Annotated in this window: 17 protein-coding genes and 2 pseudogenes; 8 read left to right on the top strand and 11 right to left on the bottom strand. The window is 67.4% G+C overall.

Features of this window, described 5'->3' with window-relative positions; all coding sequences use genetic code 11:
* Nucleotides 1-608 precede the first annotated feature (608 nt).
* From ACFYQQ_RS21755 to ACFYQQ_RS21745, 3 genes are all read right to left on the bottom strand, one after another.
* On the bottom strand, nt 609-1,121 hold the full coding sequence (locus tag ACFYQQ_RS21755; protein WP_355789098.1) for a hypothetical protein: 513 nt from the start codon (nt 1,119-1,121) through the stop codon (nt 609-611).
* A 1,218-nt stretch (nt 1,122-2,339) separates the two neighbouring features.
* Nucleotides 2,340-2,492, bottom strand: a complete 153-nt coding sequence (locus ACFYQQ_RS21750; protein ID WP_355789095.1) for a hypothetical protein — start codon at nt 2,490-2,492, stop codon at nt 2,340-2,342.
* Between the two features lie 73 nt (nt 2,493-2,565).
* Nucleotides 2,566-2,913, bottom strand: coding sequence for a hypothetical protein (locus ACFYQQ_RS21745; protein ID WP_388904979.1), 348 nt, complete (start codon nt 2,911-2,913; stop codon nt 2,566-2,568).
* 359 nt (nt 2,914-3,272) lie between these two features.
* On the opposite strand from ACFYQQ_RS21745, the pseudogene ACFYQQ_RS21740 reads away from it, so the two are divergent.
* Nucleotides 3,273-3,673, top strand: a pseudogene (locus tag ACFYQQ_RS21740) (IS5 family transposase); the annotation flags it as partial.
* 477 nt (nt 3,674-4,150) lie between these two features.
* Here the strand turns inward: ACFYQQ_RS21740 and ACFYQQ_RS21735 are convergent.
* From ACFYQQ_RS21735 to ACFYQQ_RS21725, 3 genes are all read right to left on the bottom strand, one after another.
* Nucleotides 4,151-4,483, bottom strand: a complete 333-nt coding sequence (locus tag ACFYQQ_RS21735) for a hypothetical protein (protein WP_355794330.1) — start codon at nt 4,481-4,483, stop codon at nt 4,151-4,153.
* A 456-nt stretch (nt 4,484-4,939) separates the two neighbouring features.
* Nucleotides 4,940-5,233, bottom strand: coding sequence for a hypothetical protein (locus ACFYQQ_RS21730; protein WP_356242423.1), 294 nt, complete (start codon nt 5,231-5,233; stop codon nt 4,940-4,942).
* A 240-nt stretch (nt 5,234-5,473) separates the two neighbouring features.
* Complete coding sequence (locus tag ACFYQQ_RS21725; RefSeq protein ID WP_356176354.1) at nt 5,474-5,764, bottom strand: hypothetical protein; 291 nt, start codon at nt 5,762-5,764, stop codon at nt 5,474-5,476.
* A gap of 451 nt (nt 5,765-6,215) precedes the next feature.
* Between ACFYQQ_RS21725 and ACFYQQ_RS21720 the strand changes: the two genes are divergently transcribed.
* Entirely contained in the window at nt 6,216-6,479 is a 264-nt protein-coding gene (locus ACFYQQ_RS21720) for a hypothetical protein (RefSeq protein ID WP_355788999.1), read from the top strand.
* Between the two features lie 445 nt (nt 6,480-6,924).
* Here the strand turns inward: ACFYQQ_RS21720 and ACFYQQ_RS21715 are convergent, their stop codons facing one another.
* Nucleotides 6,925-7,149 carry a hypothetical protein gene (locus tag ACFYQQ_RS21715; RefSeq protein WP_355788997.1) on the bottom strand — a complete coding sequence of 75 codons (225 nt, stop codon included), beginning with the start codon at nt 7,147-7,149 and terminating at the stop codon, nt 6,925-6,927.
* 477 nt (nt 7,150-7,626) lie between these two features.
* Between ACFYQQ_RS21715 and ACFYQQ_RS21710 the strand changes: the two genes are divergently transcribed.
* Together ACFYQQ_RS21710 and ACFYQQ_RS21705 are read left to right on the top strand one after the other, a co-directional pair.
* Nucleotides 7,627-7,968, top strand: coding sequence for a DUF6233 domain-containing protein (locus ACFYQQ_RS21710; RefSeq protein WP_355788994.1), 342 nt, complete (start codon nt 7,627-7,629; stop codon nt 7,966-7,968).
* A gap of 419 nt (nt 7,969-8,387) precedes the next feature.
* A complete protein-coding gene (locus ACFYQQ_RS21705; protein ID WP_355788992.1) occupies nt 8,388-8,783 on the top strand; it encodes a nuclear transport factor 2 family protein in 396 nt (131 codons plus the stop codon).
* A 236-nt stretch (nt 8,784-9,019) separates the two neighbouring features.
* Here ACFYQQ_RS21705 and ACFYQQ_RS21700 read toward each other — a convergent pair.
* Nucleotides 9,020-9,537: pseudogene (locus ACFYQQ_RS21700) on the bottom strand (IS5/IS1182 family transposase); the annotation flags it as partial.
* On the opposite strand from ACFYQQ_RS21700, the gene ACFYQQ_RS21695 reads away from it, so the two are divergent.
* Nucleotides 9,497-10,045, top strand: coding sequence for a hypothetical protein (locus ACFYQQ_RS21695; protein ID WP_356242428.1), 549 nt, complete (start codon nt 9,497-9,499; stop codon nt 10,043-10,045). The pseudogene ACFYQQ_RS21700 and the gene ACFYQQ_RS21695 overlap by 41 nt on opposite strands.
* A 36-nt stretch (nt 10,046-10,081) precedes the next feature.
* On the opposite strand, the gene ACFYQQ_RS21690 is transcribed toward ACFYQQ_RS21695, so the two are convergent.
* On the bottom strand, nt 10,082-11,326 hold the full coding sequence (locus ACFYQQ_RS21690; protein ID WP_355787532.1) for an IS110 family transposase: 1,245 nt from the start codon (nt 11,324-11,326) through the stop codon (nt 10,082-10,084).
* Between the two features lie 480 nt (nt 11,327-11,806).
* Here ACFYQQ_RS21690 and ACFYQQ_RS21685 point away from each other — a divergent pair, with 480 nt between their 5' ends.
* Nucleotides 11,807-12,283 (top strand): hypothetical protein, encoded by a 477-nt coding sequence (locus ACFYQQ_RS21685; protein WP_356175866.1) that lies wholly within the window; start codon nt 11,807-11,809, stop codon nt 12,281-12,283.
* Between the two features lie 39 nt (nt 12,284-12,322).
* Here the strand turns inward: ACFYQQ_RS21685 and ACFYQQ_RS21680 are convergent, their stop codons facing one another.
* Together ACFYQQ_RS21680 and ACFYQQ_RS21675 are read right to left on the bottom strand one after the other, a co-directional pair.
* Nucleotides 12,323-12,667, bottom strand: coding sequence for a hypothetical protein (locus ACFYQQ_RS21680; protein WP_356175863.1), 345 nt, complete (start codon nt 12,665-12,667; stop codon nt 12,323-12,325).
* A gap of 196 nt (nt 12,668-12,863) precedes the next feature.
* Nucleotides 12,864-13,865 (bottom strand): DUF389 domain-containing protein, encoded by a 1,002-nt coding sequence (locus ACFYQQ_RS21675; RefSeq protein WP_355794032.1) that lies wholly within the window; start codon nt 13,863-13,865, stop codon nt 12,864-12,866.
* Nucleotides 13,866-14,754: 889 nt separating this feature from the next.
* On the opposite strand from ACFYQQ_RS21675, the gene ACFYQQ_RS21670 reads away from it, so the two are divergent.
* Nucleotides 14,755-15,204 (top strand): hypothetical protein, encoded by a 450-nt coding sequence (locus tag ACFYQQ_RS21670; protein WP_356175858.1) that lies wholly within the window; start codon nt 14,755-14,757, stop codon nt 15,202-15,204.
* Between the two features lie 40 nt (nt 15,205-15,244).
* Nucleotides 15,245-15,403: a hypothetical protein gene (locus ACFYQQ_RS21665; protein WP_356242433.1), complete on the top strand. Its 159-nt coding sequence runs from the start codon at nt 15,245-15,247 to the stop codon at nt 15,401-15,403.
* Nucleotides 15,404-15,466: the final 63 nt, after the last annotated feature.

The following is a 15,466-nucleotide window of genomic DNA, read 5'->3' as shown; positions in this document are numbered from 1 at the left end:
GAGCAGCGAACAAACCCCCAACACCACACCAGCAAAGAGGGGTTGCTCGGAGACCCACCCCCGCACCCGGCCACGCCCAAGACCGCAACCAACCCGCCGGGACACACCCCCCCCCACCCCCACCAAGACGCCACAGCCCAGATGCGTGGAGCACGGCCCCGGCACAAACCGACCAACACTCAACCCAGCCCACAGCACGAGCCACCCACCAGCGGCGGCACACCACCCAACAGACCCCAACCCCACAACCGCAAGGCAGGAGGTTGCCCGGAGGCACACCCCAGCACGAGCCCACCAGCCCCCCCGCCAGCCCGCAACCCTCAGCCCTCAGCCCTCAGCCCAGCCGCAGCACACAGCGGGCAGCCCGGTCGCCTGGCGGCGCGGCACTGTATGTGGCCGTGGCCCTCAGGCAGCACCCGCCCCTCACCGAGCGGACCACACACCGACCTCCCACACAGCCACACCCGGGCACCCCGCGCACTCCCCCACCCGCACGAGACTCCCCGCACCGGCCCGGAACCGGCACCCTCGCTCGAACTGACACGCCCCCAAAAACGACCGCCGCGCCCGAGAACACCGGCACAGGCACAACCATCCCGGACGCCCCGTCAGCGTGGCCTGTGGTCCTCGACGTCTGCCTGCCGGGGTGTGGTCCAGCTGTGGCGAACCCCGTACGGCTCCCGCCCATCCGTCCTGGTCACCTCAGGGGTGTCGAAGCCCCGGGTGAGAACCAGACTGCGCAGGGCGCCGTACCCGAGAAGGACGGTCGCGGCCGCGGTGAAGTACAAGCGGAGGTCGGCCGCCCCCCGGCCGTCACCGGTCCGCAGCACATGCACGAAGCCCCAGCTACTCAACACGGCCAGCACTGCCCATATCGGCCACAGCAGGCGGTGTGTACGCCGCCGCTGCCGTACGTCGCCCGTGGAACGCAGCACGACGCGCAGTCGCGCATCGCAGTGCTCGCAAAATACGCTCATCTCGCTCGGCCGGTCAGCGAACCGGGCCAGACTGCCCGCCTCCGCGTTGGCCAGCGTCGCCGTCTGTGTGCTGTCACCGACGTGCCGCGTGACATAGGTGTGCGTGATGCTGTACCGGAATCTGTCCGAGATCTCGCTCCCCACAGCGCCTCCCCGCTCTCCCCGGCTCCCGCCGATTCCTGCCCCTCTTAACAGTTCATACCCGAAAGCGACTGGGATGGGTCTAGTTGGTCAAAAGACCGGCCGGAGAACGAGGCTGGGGCTACCGGGCGCCGGTGTAGTTGCCTCAGCCCGGCGGGAGAGGCTTCCGGAACTGATACCACCAGGCCGTGCGCGACGGCGATGCGGCCCGGCTCGCTCGCCTCTGTCCAGGCAAGCACGGCAAATAGGGGCGGATCTGCGTCCTGTCCGACGGGCACGAGACCTCGATGGAGGAACCGCACTGGGGCCGCAACAGCGATGGCCGGCCGATCGCGTGGGTGGGAAGCGCATCAGACGACTGGTGAGCGGCGGTGTGACCGGCGGGGACCCAGGAGCGCACGGGGGCCGGACTCCTTCGCGGCCCGGGGTCAGCGGCACCGGACCAGGCCCTAAACGCACTGGGTGCAGTGCCCGCCCCTGGGATCTTCCGGGCGCTCCCCCGGCGAACTACGTGCCGATCAAGGCGGGTTGTGTGAGGCGGTCCATCCGCATGTGGAGGGTCCGCACGGGACAGGCGCGGTTCTACGACGCCGGCGGGCACGTTGGACCCGCTGTCCTTGGGCTGCTGGTCGCCACAAGAGGAACGATGACCGCCCGGAATCGGCTTCAAGGCGTGTGCAGTGCGCATTCCCGCGCCGCGCTGTGGTCGCAAGGACTGGCCGGCACCAGGGAGGCCAGACCCCACAAACCGGCGGCCAGCGCGCAGAGGACGACGACCGTCGCACCGGTCCGGAGTGGACAGCCCCCGCGGTCTTGCCGTTCAAACACCCGACGACGAGGAACAGGGCCGCCGGTATCCCCACCAGCATGGCCGACATCACGAGGATGAACCCTCCGTTGTAGCTCACGTCGAGACGACGCCCGCACCAGCCCGCCCCCAAGCTCCAGGCGCTGCCCGCCCTTCAGCTTGGGTGGGCGACGCGTACCTGCGGCCGAGCAACCGGCCCAGTCCATCCCGGCGTTCCGTCCGGGGTGCCGACAAGCTAGCCGCGTTGGCCAGTCTCGGGCTGAAGTAGCGACGGGCAGAGCAGCCGCCTGACAGTGTATGAGGCGCCATGCCGAAGTCGGCGTGGCCCCTCGCGCTGTGTCAGGCGCCCGTTCACTTCGCGCGGGCAGTCAGCGCGTCGCGCAGGATGCCGTTGGACATGGGCGGATCCTCTTCTACTGGGTACGCAGGGTGCGGGCGACAACCTGGGCGTACTCGCGCAGCGGCAGGTCCTGCTTGTCCCAGGTGGCGGCCACGTAGTTGAGGAGTTCGGCCATGGCGTGCTCCGAGTCGCTCGGATCGCTGGCGAGCAGCTTGTCGGCGGTCATAGCAACGTCGACGGCCGGGGCGGCAGCGGCCTGTTGAAGGGCTGGGGAACGGTGTCCTCGGCGCGGGTCCCCGTTACTCGCAGGGATAGCTGGTGATGCGGACGGTGTACGCCGAGGAGACCCAGCGGTTGGTGCCCACATTGCGGAAGCCGTTGGTGGTGGACGCCGATGCGAGGATCGTGGAGCCGTTGGCGTAGGACCCGACCACCGAGTAGCTGGTACCGGGACCGCTACGGATCAGCAGACCGCCGCTGGCGTTGACCCTGTAGTAGCACTGGGTGGCGAGCGCACCGGCCGGCGCGAGCTCCACGGCCCCGCCCGTCGTCCGAGCGGGCGCGGCGGCGGACAGGGCCGCCACGGCCACCGTGCGGGCGGCGGACCGACGCGGTGACATGGTGCGGCGTGCTGCTGTGACGGTCATGAAATCGATTCCCCTTGTGTCGTCGGTTCTGGGTGCGGAACACGTATGTAGGAGCAGGCCCGGGTCGGCCGAGCGGTGTCACCGCTCAAAGACACCTGAGCCGCGCACGATGTGTGCGCCACCGGGGCGAAGTCGGTGAAGTGGTCATGCGTACTCCCCTTTTGTCGAAGGCGGTGTACCTCCAGTGGGCCGGCGTCGGGCTTCCCCGGACACGCCGAATGCCATGAATGCTCCGGGGTGTCGTGTGGTGTGGCCCTTAAGCCGTGGCTTACTGGCTCTAACAAAAGTTGTTGATCATGTGACTGTCGGCCTGCTGGATCGTTGGTGTGGTCGCGGGGAAGGGACAGTAGCGGCCGTGGATCGTCTCGGATGAACTGTGGTCGCTGTTCGAGCCGTTGCTGCCCGAGCCAGGGCCGAAGCAGGTCGAGGGCCGGCCGAGGGTGCCGGACCGGCAGGCGTTGTGCGGGATCTTGTTCGTGCTGCATACCGGCATCCAGTGGGAGTACCTGCCGCAGGAACTGGGCTTCGGCTCCGGCACGACCTGCTGGCGACGCCCGGCCGCCTGGAACGAGGCCGGCGTCTGGGACCAACTGCACGCACTCCTGCTGAAGAAGCTGCGATCGAAGAACCAGCTTCACTGGTCGAGGGCGGTGATCGACTCGTCCCACGTCCGGGCCGCACGTCGGGGCCCAAAAGCGGTCCCAGCCCGGTCGACCGCGCTCGGCCGGGCAGCAAGCACCATGTCAAGAACGACGCCAGCAGCAGCCAGCCTGTCGTGTCGAGTCCGAGCACCACCGCGGTAAGGATCGCGGGGGCGAGAGCCTGACCCGTGCTGAAGCCGAGCCCAAGGACACCGGGGTACTGGCCCTGGGCGTACTCGGGGGCAAGGCTGAAGCCCATGGAGAAGGCGGCCGATGGCTCCCAGACATAAGCGTGACTCCCCCTCCAGCCGCGGATCTCTTGGAGGGCGGTCACAGCCCCTTACTCGTTCATCGACGTGTCCCGATACGGATCGACGGCGGTGAGCCTTCCGGACACTCCGCGGAGTTGAGGCGAATCGGGTGCATCGGCCAGTACGTCGCCATGCCCGTGGGAACTCCGCAGGAGCGTTGCGGGGGACTTGCGACAGCTGTCGTGTGCCGGCCCTGCCGAGTGCAGCTCCAGATCAATCCCCATGCCACACGTCGCGAATCGCTCGGCCTGTCGGGGAGACAGAAAGGCGTCGTGTCCGCGACGGTCAGGTGACACGACGTACGACGTAGGCGGTACCCACTTTCTCCGCCTCCGGGGAGTCAGCCTGGATCGCGAGACTCGGCCCGGCCGTGATTATGTCGACCCTGCCTGTCATCGACCGCGTGCAGTCGACACGCTCAGCCTTCTTGACGGTGCCGGAGACGGCCGTGAAGGTGACCGTCCCCTCCCCCACGCATGCCACCTCCACCCGCAGCGCGACGCCGGACCCCACGGTCTCGTCCAGGTTCATGCCGGGTATGGCGAGAGAGCCGGACGAGACGAAGTCTGCGTCGTCAGAACCCAACTGATCCGTCCTGCCGAGCAAGTCGCGGGCCATTCTATCCAACCGCTCCTGATCGGAGCTGGGCGTCGTGCGCGCTGTGGGTACGGCGCTGGAGCTCGTCGCCTTCTGCGGCTGGGGAGTCTTCGAGGTCGCGGCCGGCCCAGAACAGGCCATGGTCATGCCCGTGAAGAGCACGACGGCAGCCAGAGCCTTACCACGATGACGGTTTAAGCGGTCCACGACATCCCCCCGGAACAAAGCGTAGAAGCCAGCACGCTGGCAGAACCCGGTGATCATCCCGTGTGAACGACAACTGCGCCACCCGCGTGGCCTGGACACCGGCACCAGCTCCGTACGCGGATCGCACTCAACCAAACGCGAAGGAGACGATCGGCTTGGCGGACTCGCCGTCGGTCTTGCCGCCGATACCGACCCAGATGCCGAAGCAGGCCTCTCCGCTGAAGGAGCCGGTGAGCAAACCCTGGGATCGATGCGGATGACGGGGTCACGCTAGGCGTACAGGTAGGGGTCTTGTTCCTGGCCGGAGGGGTCGGAGTGGGTGAAGCGGCCCATGTGGGCGTCGTAGTAGCGGCCGCTGTAGTCGTACGGCACCGTGGGGTCCTGGTAGCCGCCGGCCGAAGGGGTAGGGCTGGGCGACCGGTTCGGTGGACTGGGCCAGGATGCGCACGCCTTGGGGCTGTAGGCATAGGAGTCGACCTTGTTGCCGTCCTCGTCGGTGAGGGCGATGACGCTGCCGATCGCGTGGGGGAGGTCGAAGTACGCCTTGCCTGCCCCGGTCGGCATGGAATTCAAGGTGCCACCGCATTCCTGGTTGAATCCCAAGTCCACACCCGCCGTGCGATTTCCTGAAGCCGCCCTCTGGCTACGGAACAACACTTCGCCTGGCTGGCACGGGCCGACCAGGCGAAGAGCCACGCTTTCTCCGTGTTCCGTGAAGGTGCTACCTCGCGCGGGCCTTGCTCACCAAGAACGCCACTCCGGCACAGATCGGCCCCGCTACCGCAGCGAGCCCTGTACGGCGTCTCACCGGTCGCCGCCGAAGTGGTCAAGAATTTCGTCATGGCAGTCGTCCGCGCCGACCCGCGTTCGCGACAGGGCGATCACACCATCGTCGTCGCCTTCCGCCTTGGCCCTGTCCAGCTGCGTCTCGATCTCTGAGATGTACTCGGCGCACTCAGTGCCGACAGGCCTCTCGGGCTGCTCCCCAGACTTCCCGGAAGCGTTCAGGGCGGTGGTGGCAGCGATACCAACCACGCACAGCACAGCCCACGCGGCGACCCACGTACGACGGCTCATCCGTAACGGCTTCGGCATTCAAACATCTTACGAGCACCGCTCAAGCACACCTCCGTCGGCTGTACCGCCGACTTCCGAGACCAGCCACCGGACGGCCAGTGAGACCCCAACGACGTTGCACTGACAGCGCAGTGTCGGGCCGGCCGCTGTAGCTAGCCCGGCACGACACTGCTGTTCTCTTGCATCAGCGGATGGCGGCTTGTTCGAGGAAATCGTCGAGGACTTGCTCAGCCTGGGAGGTGCGGACGCCGAGCCCGCACCGAACGCCACCGCGTCCTCGCCCTCCACGGCATCACATGATCACCGATCATCCGAGGCAAACGGGGGACCGGACTTTGCGGTGTTTGGCGTGCTAGGCGAGCCTGCCCCCGAGATGCACTCGCCCTGGCCGACAATCATTGTCTGCTGCGGCTGCGTCAAGCCGGTTGACGCATCGCCCTAAGTGGAGTCTGTCCACGAAGGAGGAACCTTGCCGACCGTTGTTATCCACCACAGCGTCAACGACACCCAGCACTGGCTCGCCTCGTCGAAGCGCGAAGAATTCTTCGGGACGCTCGGAGTCACGAGCATCCGAACGTTCACCAACCCGCAGGACCCGACCCAGGTCGCGCTTACGATGGACGTACCGAACCTTGACGCCCTGATGGCCTCACTACAGGGCCCGGAGGCCGCAGCCGCGATGAAGCACGACGGCGTGCATCCCGACTCCATCGTCATGTACGTCGAGTCCTAGATACAGCTAGCCCGCGGTCACGGCATCTTCGTGGAGCTTGGAGCCTAGACACCTCCGTGATCCACAGGCGCCGTGACCACAGGCTTCCGGGACCTTTCAGCAGCTCGGCGGGCGGGACCGCGCCAGGCGGCGGCTGGCGAAGCTCAACACGACCAGGTCGTGGTCGCTGTAGGCGGTACCAGGAATCGCTGTCCGGCCGCTGCAGTGCACCGTGACCCTCCGGCCACCCGAAACGGAAGGCCGGTGCACAACGATCGGCGCACTGGTCACCATCACAGCGTGCCGACGACTCCGTCAGCGAGTCGACTTCAAAGGCGCAGACTGGGAGCGGTTCATGGCACCTACGCGGTAGAAGCCGTGCTGATGCCGTCACGGGGATACATAGAAGGACACCAGCACGGCCCAGGAAGTCTGGCAGCCGTCCCAGACCGAGTGGAGGAGGCCCTCAGTGGCCCAGGCAAGCGGATCCTGGCCGTCGCCCCTCGCGGCTGATCTCTCCGCGCTTCTCCGGCTGCCGCAGCTGACAGACAACCGACGACGTGCTGGAGGGGCCGACATCGTGGACGATCTCCCGCACCGTCGGCGCCTCGCCCCATTCCACGGTCGAGCGCCGGATACACGACAGGATCGCCTCCTGCCCGGGACTCAGGTACTCCGGCTTGCGCCTCATCCTGCTCGCTTCCCCGCCGTGAGTGCAGTGTCTTCGCGGACCTGCTCGCGCAGGACAGCCCAGCCCGTGGTCGGGCTGCTGGGCCGGCCAGACCAGTACGGGTGATCCAGCAGCCGCGCTTGCAACAGGACCAGCTCCCGGCGCAGCCCCGCACTCCTGCCCGGCTGCGCATGGGCGAGTGCCCGATAGGTGCGCATCCAGGACATGTGCAAGGCCACCAGGTCCGGCGGGAAGGAGTGGTGCGTCATACACGTCATTAGAGCATCTGTTCGAATTATTGCGCCAACGCAACACCCCCGTCCAACGCACCGAGACTGTGACCGACGGCCTGCCACCCGACCTCCCCCGCCTAGAAGCGCTACGGGTCTGGCACGCACTGGGGATCGAACGCATCCACCGCAAGATCGAGGTGCCGCGGGGGCTGGAAGCTGAACGCGCGCACGGCGAGCAGGCGCGGCCGCAGCGCCGCATTGGAGCGTGGAACTCGACAGCGGTGACGGCCGGCCGACCGTAGAACTCCTCACCAGTGACGGCTACGCCGCCATGAAGCGCCGGCGCCGCGTGGATGCCGAAGAAGCATGCCGTCTGATCGCTACGGGACTCCGCGCCTACACGCACTGCACCCCCGGCTCAGGCCTTGGGGTGACGCGGCGACACCCACCAGGCAACCGTGATCGGTGCTCGGGTCGCGCACACGCGCGACTGCACAATACGTCGCTCGCACCAGGCTCCGAGCCTGGGCGCCGCTCCCCCGACGTCTCGCGTGTCGCGAGACAACCACGGTCTGCCCAACGCAGTGACCTGCTGTGGTCGGGCTAGCAAGGCCGTCGCCCGGGACCTGGTGGGGGCAAACGCTCCATTGCGAAGTCCCCTACTGCGCACAGGACCCGCAGGGTGCCAGGACATGGGCAATGGTGCGCCGCACCGATAAGACGCAGGAGCGTTGCGCAACGCTGTAACCTGCCGTGGTGCGGGTGCTGGTGCGGGTGCCCTGCGCGCGGTCAAGGCGACTCCGCCCGTGTGTACGGCAACGGTGGTGTCCATTGCCGCAGTGAGCGCCTGCGCCACCTCCAGTGAGCCCCACCACCATGTGGCTTTCTTCACGAGAACCGCTGCCGGCCACGTCGGCTCCCGAAGCTCGGCTAAGCCGCCGCCAACCCTCTAATCGGTCCGATCACGGCTCACCCACCTGCCGGACTGGGAGGCGGCCAAGCCGGAGCGGCGCTTCGATGGATTCCATGAGTGAGCGCGACGACTTCCTGACCTGGGTCGGATCCGACCTGTATGCGGCGGAACTGGCAATCCACAACGGCGACGCGGACCCGCGTAGGGCGCTGTGGTCCCACAAGGAGCCTGTGAGCGTGCTCGGCGCCTGGCGTAATGCCTTCGGGCTATGCGAAGTCGATGAGCTCTTCACCCACCTCGCGGAGAGCTTCGCTGACTGCACGTCGTATGCGTTCGAGCTGCGGGCATGCGACGTGGTGGGCGAGCTGGCCTGGACGGCCGGTTTCGAGCGCACGTCCGTGTCCGTCCACGGCGAGCCCAAGAGCTACACGCTCCGGGTGACGCAGGTCTACCGCCGCGAGGATGGGTGGTGGCGGGTGGCCCACCGTCATGGGGACGGAGGGCCGTGAACTGCGCTTCCCGGCTCCCGCCGGTCCGTGCGCAGTTCCATGGTTCGGTTTGATCTCCTTGATTCCCCGAGCCGTTCCTCAAGGGATGCGAGCGGTAGAGCCACCGGCGATCGCTGGCGCTCGCTGCCGGTGGCCTGGCCGCCAATGCCGCAGTAGTTGCGGCCGGCCACGAGCCGAGTGGGTGCTTCTGGGAGGGCCTGGTGCAGTTCGCCTGGCCGGATCTCGCTGAACGCATCAATGCCCAGCATGGCGTGGTGGAGGCCGTCGCCTTTGAGACGGCAGTCGCGGAGGATCTTCCAGCCCTTCACCGGGCGAAGACGTGCTCGACGCGGGCACCGACCTTGCGGTGGGAGACGTTGTGTCCCTCCTTCCAGGCCGGGAGTTCAGCCTGGCCCTTCTCTCGGCGGCGCGGATTGACCAGACTGGTTACCCCGTCCGCGACCACCGTGGTCCTACCGACAGCGGCCTTGGCTCTGGGCAGTTCCGATGCCTTGCAATCGTTGCGGTTGCCCGGCAGCGGCCAGCCGTCGATGACGACGAGTCGGCTGTCGGCGTCGATGAAGACCTGGTAGTTGGTGGAGTAGCGATAGTTCTTCGACTGCTCGGCGACGGTGTGGTCGCGGGTGGGGGCGAGGGTGCCGTCCACGATGAGCACGGCGCCATTGGCGAACCGCTTGCAGGGCTGGAGAGCAAGCATCGGCTCGAGGTGGTCGATGATCCGGTCCGCCGCCGACTGGGACACCCCGAACGGCGGCGGGCACGACGAAGTGGTCCGCCTGTATGTCGCTGCCTGTGCCGAACGCATGGCGCCGCTGTTCGTGGGCCTGCGGGCGGGTGTACCAGGGCGGGAAGCTGACCTGGACCTCTGCGCGGAGTCCGTTCGCGAACTTTGGCATGCCGACCGGCCACTCGCCGACGTTGCCGAGCGCGTGCGCCTGCTGGAGCGGTTCCCGGAGCTTCAGCCGAACGAGGAGGGGATCACCGATGACGCCGACACCTACGCCTTCTTCGCTGCGCTCTGCTTGAGGTATGCCATGTTGGCCCACAGCTCGGGAAACGCTGACACCGCGGTGTCCTGCGGCCATGCGGCGCTCACCGCCATGGGCATGCTCGACCAAAACGTTCCAGGGGCGCGCTTCCTGGCCGAGGAACAACGGCTCCAGTCTCTCTCGATGTGCGGTGACCCCTCAGGTCTGTGGGACGCGAGCGTCGTTGCAGGGCGGGAGAGGTTCCGTGCCGTGTCGGGCCGTCTGACCCGCTAGGCATGCTGATCGCTGCCGGTGAGATCCGGCCTCTTCTTAGGCGGCCACGGTGCCCGCTTCATCGGGCGGAGCTGGGAAAGCAAGTGCCTCGTCAAAGCGCTCGTCCTGCTGGAGGCAGTGGTAGAGCTGGCCGATCATGCGGTTGAAAAGATTGCGCTGGGCGGAGGCGTGCCGATCTGCGTGGTTGTCGCGTCGTCGCCGGTAGTGGGCCTTGGCACCCGGCGAGGCTGTGATCGCGGAGAACGCCCAGAGGTATCCGGCATGGTTGAGGCGGTCGTTCTTCACCCAGCGTCGGGTGACGCTGGACTTCTTGCCAGACGCCCGGGTGATAGGTGATGCGCCGGCGTAGGCCTTCAAGCCGCGGGCGTCGGCGAACCGCTGTCGGTCGTCCCCAATCTCGGCAAGTACCCGGGCGCCGAGGCGGGTGCCGAGGCCGGGGAAGCTGAGGATGATCTCAGCGTCCGGGTGCTGCGGGAATGCTTCTTCGACCGCCTCAGCGAGGCTGTCAGCGGCCGTGCAGGCGGCCTCCAGCTGAATCAGGAGAGCAAGCATCTGCTTACCAAGTGCGTCCTCGACCAGCTGCGGCTGGCGGGCCCATTTGGCTCGGAAGACTTCGTGGAACCGCTCGGTGTCGGCGGCGATGCCTCGCTGACGACCGGCCCGATTGAGCGCGGTCTGTAACTGTGTGCGCGTGAGGCGAGCGGCCTTGGCCGGCGTCGGGGCCAGCTTGAGGAGCTGGTGGGCCTCGGGTCGGCAGAGCCCGTTCTTCCAGGATTGGACGGCCGTGAGAGCGGCCTGGTAGTACTCGCGCAGCAGGGAGCGGAGCTGGTTGGCGATCTGCTGGCGGTTCCAGGTCGCGTCCTGCTGAGCGCGGGCGAGGACGGCGACGGCGCGGGCCAGATCACTGTCCTGCGGAAGCGGCCGGTGAGCGTGCATGTCGGTCCGCAGCACGTTGGCCAGGACCAGGGCGTCGCCCGGGTCGGTCTTCTTGCGCGAGACGGAATGCCGGTCTCGGTAGCGGGCCGCGGCCATCGGGTTGATCGCGAACACCGGTCGTTTGCCGGTCCGCAGCACCGAGACCAGCAGGCCCCGGGATGTCTCGATCGCGACCGGGATCGGGAACTCTTCCGTATCGCCGTACTCAGCGAGCAGATCCAACAGGAGCTTGTAGCCAGCGGCGTCATCGGTGATATGCCGCTTGGCCACCAACTGGCCGCTGTCGTCGACCAGGGCGACGTCGTGTGTCTTCTCCGCCCAGTCGATGCCGCAGTAGATCAAGATCTTTCCCCTCCCTGTGCTCGGGTGTTCGTACTGGTCACGAGCTCACGCGGAACCACGCAGCGACCTAATCCAAGGACTCGACACGAGGTCGGTCCGCCACCTCAGCAGCTGTTCGTGGTACCAGCTCACCGCATGGGCCCCGGTCTGCGTTGGAGCTGAAGTGGCTCGGGCATCACGAGGGGTCACCATGCAGCGGGCTCGCACCACAAACACCAACGAGTGATCAAGCGGGCAGTGTTGACGATGGTGGCAGTCACGAGAGCGTCGGGCATCACCGCTCTGGATATAGGGATCAAGTCCCAGGACGACTCAAGGCGCCAGCCCGACACTCACGTGACCGCCATCGTGACCGCTCTGGCTGGTCGAACAGCCAGGACGTACGTCTCTCAGGGCTGTCGTTACCCCCGGATTAGGACGGCTCGGACGCCGTGATCACACCAGCCACAGCGAGCTCGTCATAAAGATCGACGGCATGGCACGATGACCGGCATGTCAGGTCAGGTCTGGGTGTCACTCATATCGCTGGGCGGCGTTGTCCTCGGTGGCTCGTTGTCCTACCTCGTCCAGCACAGAACTCAACTCTCGGCGGAACGCGCTGAACAGCAACGGCAGCAGCTCGCCTTGTCGGAGGCCCGGCGCGGGGAACGGCTGGCGCTGCTGGAGCGGTTCGTCGAGGTGGGGGCCGAGGCCGAACGTTCCGCCTTTAGTCGGCCCTCGGAGTGGGAGGACACCGACGCCTGGTTCCTCACGACCCAGGACGTCATGAACAGGCTGTGGGTTACGGAGCGGCTCATCCGTATCCAGTTCCCCCTGCCGGTGCACGACGCGGCCCGCGCGTACTTCCTCGACCTCAACCGGACGGTATGGGAAGGCTTGCCCGACGGTGAAAGTGTGCGGGACTACCTGGAGGACAACCGGCTGGCGTTTCTGGACGCGGCTCGCGCGGTCATGGGGTAGCGCACCGCCGTCCCCCGGAGATCGCTCACGGGACAGCCTTTAGCGCAGTTCGACGGAATAGGAGCTACCGCTGAACTCCCAGCCGTCGGCGCCGGCGCCGATGTCGGCGACGGTGATCTCGTCGATGAAGAGGTCCTCGAAGTCGTCGTCGCGCAGGTCGCCGGCCAGCCACAGGGCTTCGATGTCGCTCCAGTCGCCGCGGCTGGCATCGATGCGCAGGGGGGCGGCGCGGCGGTCGCCGCGTTCGCGTTCGTCGCCGCCGAGCGGATCGCGCGCGCCGTCGGTGACGACCGGGCGCTGGCCGATCGCCTGCTGGCCGAGACCGAGACGACGGGCCAGTCGTGCACGCTCACCCCGGCCGACCTGGGGATGGGGCGGCCGCACTTTCCCGAGCCGTCCGTGGTCGGGGCAGGGACGGTGTCGACCTGCGCCGGACCCGCACGCCGCCACCCTCGGCAGCACAGACCGGTGGGGGCAAGGCAGGGCAACGCTGACGACCAGCTCCACTCCCAGCCACACCGGCGTCCGGGCGAAGCGGAGGAAGCGGAGGAAGCGGAGGAAGCAGAAGACACTCGTCGCGTCATCCCCCGACTTTTCCGGCGCGGATCTGCTGACCTCGTGTGGCGTCGACGACGATGGGGATGCCGTCGGGGATCCGGCCTTCGAGGTCGCCGAGCAACTCCTCGATCGGCGGCAGATCGGCGGGACTGCGGACGTGCACGTACAAGGTTCGGGACTGCGCCTCGACGCTGGTGACCATCGCACCAGGGGTACCGGCCAGCCAGTTCTGCGCGGCGGTCCGCGTCCTGGAGGCCCAGGTGTTCAGCAGCACGGTCATCGCGGTATTGGCACCCAGCGGGAGGAGGACCGCGGTGAACAGCAGCGCGAGCATGACGTAGGAACGCCGCGAAGCCCGCCTCTTGTTGCCTCCGGGCTCCTGGACCAGTTCGAGGGCGGAGAAGACCGTCATGCCCGCGAAGACCAGAGCGAAGAGGTTGGAAACGAAGAGCACCAGCGCCCCGAGCGCGAGCCACCACGCCCCCTGGCCGGCACAGACTCCGGTGACCACGAGCGGGGGCACGAGGGAGATCGCGATGGCCACCCCTGGCAGGACCGCGGCGACATCCTTGCGGGCCAGCGCCACCGCTCCCGCGAAACCCGTGGCAAGAGCGGCGATCAGGTCCAACAACCCCGGAGACGTCCGGCCGGAGATCTGAGAGTCGGACAGCAGGTCATAGCTTGGAGGCACCACCAGCGAGGCGGCCGCACCCACAAGTACCACCAGCAGACCTCCCAGCGCCACGAAAGCAGCCGCCGTACTACGCCGGCCTTGCACCGCCCCCAGAGCGATCCCCATGATCGGAGTGGAAAGCGGCGCGATGATCATGGCGCCGATGACCGTGGCGGTGGAGTCCGTCAGGATCCCACCAGCGGCGATCACCGAGGAGAGAAAGAGCATCGTCCAGAAGGCGGACTGCTTGGACCGGCTGTCACCCGCCGACAGGTCCAGGTCTTCGCGAAGATCCTCCAAGGGGCGGCGCTGGCGGTCCGGAAGGACCCAGCTGCGCAAGTGGCCGAGCATGCGCCCAGTATCAGCGCCGATGCCTACCCGGCATCGCAAGGACACGCGGCGCCCTGCGCCGCAACTCTCTCTGCTCTCTGGCGTGACCATGACGGCAGGACGTCACGCCAGAGACCAGGCCCCCCGTACCGGACCCCGCGATCCGTGTCGTCGGTGCGGGCCACATGCAGGTCGGTCTCCGTCTCGTCACGCGATGAGCCGAGGACGCCACGGCTGCCCCTCTGACCTCGGGGGCGGGGTCGCGGGTGCCGGCGATTTGGATGGCCGGGCCCGCAAGGGATCCCCAACTCCGCGGGCGTGGTGTCACCACCTCAACACCGCTCGGGGGCCGACGTCCCAGGTGCCCATCGCTCTCCTCGCGCGGGCTGTCCGGGGATCGTCGCACGGGCAACCGATGGCGAGCGCCCCAGACCGGCCTGGCCCTTTCGCTCAACTCCTGGATGAACTGGCCGTTTCTCTGGCGGCTGTTCACCGCATTCCCGGCCCGGATGCCGGTTCGGGCCGATCCGCCGGAGCCGGACCAAAGCCCAGTGATCCGGTACTCCGCCACTGTCAACTCGCGCTCCCCGCCTCCTTCGTACCTGGTTCAACGAACTGCGTGGGCGCCGAGCCGCGGCCACGTGCACGAGTTCGTCGGCCGCCAATACATGGCGGCCGCCCCGAGATGCAACACACATGGCGCAGTGAGAATCTAGCTATGAGGGCCGTCGTTGGGTGGTCCGGCTCGTTGGGCGTGAAGCCGCGAAGCAGTCGATGGAACCAAGTCACCAGCAGGCCCCTTCGAGGCGCGCGCCGGCGGGATCTGAACTCGACACCGATATGGGATCGCTCCATCGCGGGCGGGCACGGCGGTCGGCAAACTCCGCTTGCTGGAAGGACGGTGGGAAGAATGGCTGCATTGACGATGCGCCGGACGGCGGTGGCGCTCGCCTCCTGCGCCGTCGCCGCCGGAGGCATGATGGCACCGACGGTGGTTACTGATGCCGCTGCGCAAGGGTGCTACGTGGATGCCTATCCGCCTGATGGTGGTACCAACATCGGCGGGTCTCCGAACAGGTACAAGTGGAGCAACTCGCCTTACATCGGCGCGCGGTACAACCGGTGCAACGGGTACGTCTATGTCCTGTACGGCGGGTACCGCGCCACGCACTACAACGTCCGCTGGGCCGCCCCAGGTGGTCCTTGGCAGCAGAGCGAGCTGCCCGCGGGGAAGGCGCTGTGGAAGTGGCCTGCCCGCCACGGCGACTACAACTTCATGATCCAGGCGTGCAACCGAGGGACCCTCTCCCGGTCGAAGTGCACCGCCTGGTCTCCCCAGCTCTACCTCAACACGCGGTGAGAACTGGGAACCCCTGTCGCAGTGGCTTCAAGCCCAGCGAATGAGCGTGCGGGCGGACGCCGAGGTCGCCTCCTTCGACGACCTGGACTCCCTGCCGCAGCGCGCTCGGTGCCGGGACCTGTCCGGCGAAATCCCGCACGACTTCACGCCGGGGGCGTTCCCGCGCGCGTTCATCCACGGTCACGTCGTTCGAGTTTGATGATTACTCGACGGAAGTGGACGATTTAACCATTGCGACCTCGTAAACGGGGAGGCGCGACTA

Source organism: Streptomyces sp. NPDC005496, from assembly GCF_042872045.1.
In the GTDB taxonomy this organism is placed as follows: Bacteria; Actinomycetota; Actinomycetes; order Streptomycetales; family Streptomycetaceae; genus Streptomyces.
This window is presented reverse-complemented; position numbering and strand designations above follow the sequence as displayed.

Excerpts from the sequence above, each read along its gene's own strand:
- ACFYQQ_RS21750 (WP_355789095.1), bottom strand. The coding sequence starts at position 2,492 with ATGACCGCCGACAAGCTGCTCGCCAGCGATCCGAGCGACTCGGAGCAC.
- ACFYQQ_RS21695 (WP_356242428.1), top strand. The coding sequence starts at position 9,497 with ATGATCCGGTCCGCCGCCGACTGGGACACCCCGAACGGCGGCGGGCAC.
- ACFYQQ_RS21745 (WP_388904979.1), bottom strand. The coding sequence starts at position 2,913 with ATGACCGTCACAGCAGCACGCCGCACCATGTCACCGCGTCGGTCCGCC.
- ACFYQQ_RS21670 (WP_356175858.1), top strand. The coding sequence starts at position 14,755 with ATGGCTGCATTGACGATGCGCCGGACGGCGGTGGCGCTCGCCTCCTGC.
- ACFYQQ_RS21685 (WP_356175866.1), top strand. The coding sequence starts at position 11,807 with ATGACCGGCATGTCAGGTCAGGTCTGGGTGTCACTCATATCGCTGGGC.
- ACFYQQ_RS21715 (WP_355788997.1), bottom strand. The coding sequence starts at position 7,149 with ATGAGGCGCAAGCCGGAGTACCTGAGTCCCGGGCAGGAGGCGATCCTG.
- ACFYQQ_RS21675 (WP_355794032.1), bottom strand. The coding sequence starts at position 13,865 with ATGCTCGGCCACTTGCGCAGCTGGGTCCTTCCGGACCGCCAGCGCCGC.
- ACFYQQ_RS21730 (WP_356242423.1), bottom strand. The coding sequence starts at position 5,233 with ATGCCGACCGGGGCAGGCAAGGCGTACTTCGACCTCCCCCACGCGATC.
- ACFYQQ_RS21705 (WP_355788992.1), top strand. The coding sequence starts at position 8,388 with ATGAGTGAGCGCGACGACTTCCTGACCTGGGTCGGATCCGACCTGTAT.
- ACFYQQ_RS21735 (WP_355794330.1), bottom strand. The coding sequence starts at position 4,483 with ATGGCCCGCGACTTGCTCGGCAGGACGGATCAGTTGGGTTCTGACGAC.
- ACFYQQ_RS21665 (WP_356242433.1), top strand. The coding sequence starts at position 15,245 with ATGAGCGTGCGGGCGGACGCCGAGGTCGCCTCCTTCGACGACCTGGAC.
- ACFYQQ_RS21725 (WP_356176354.1), bottom strand. The coding sequence starts at position 5,764 with ATGCCGAAGCCGTTACGGATGAGCCGTCGTACGTGGGTCGCCGCGTGG.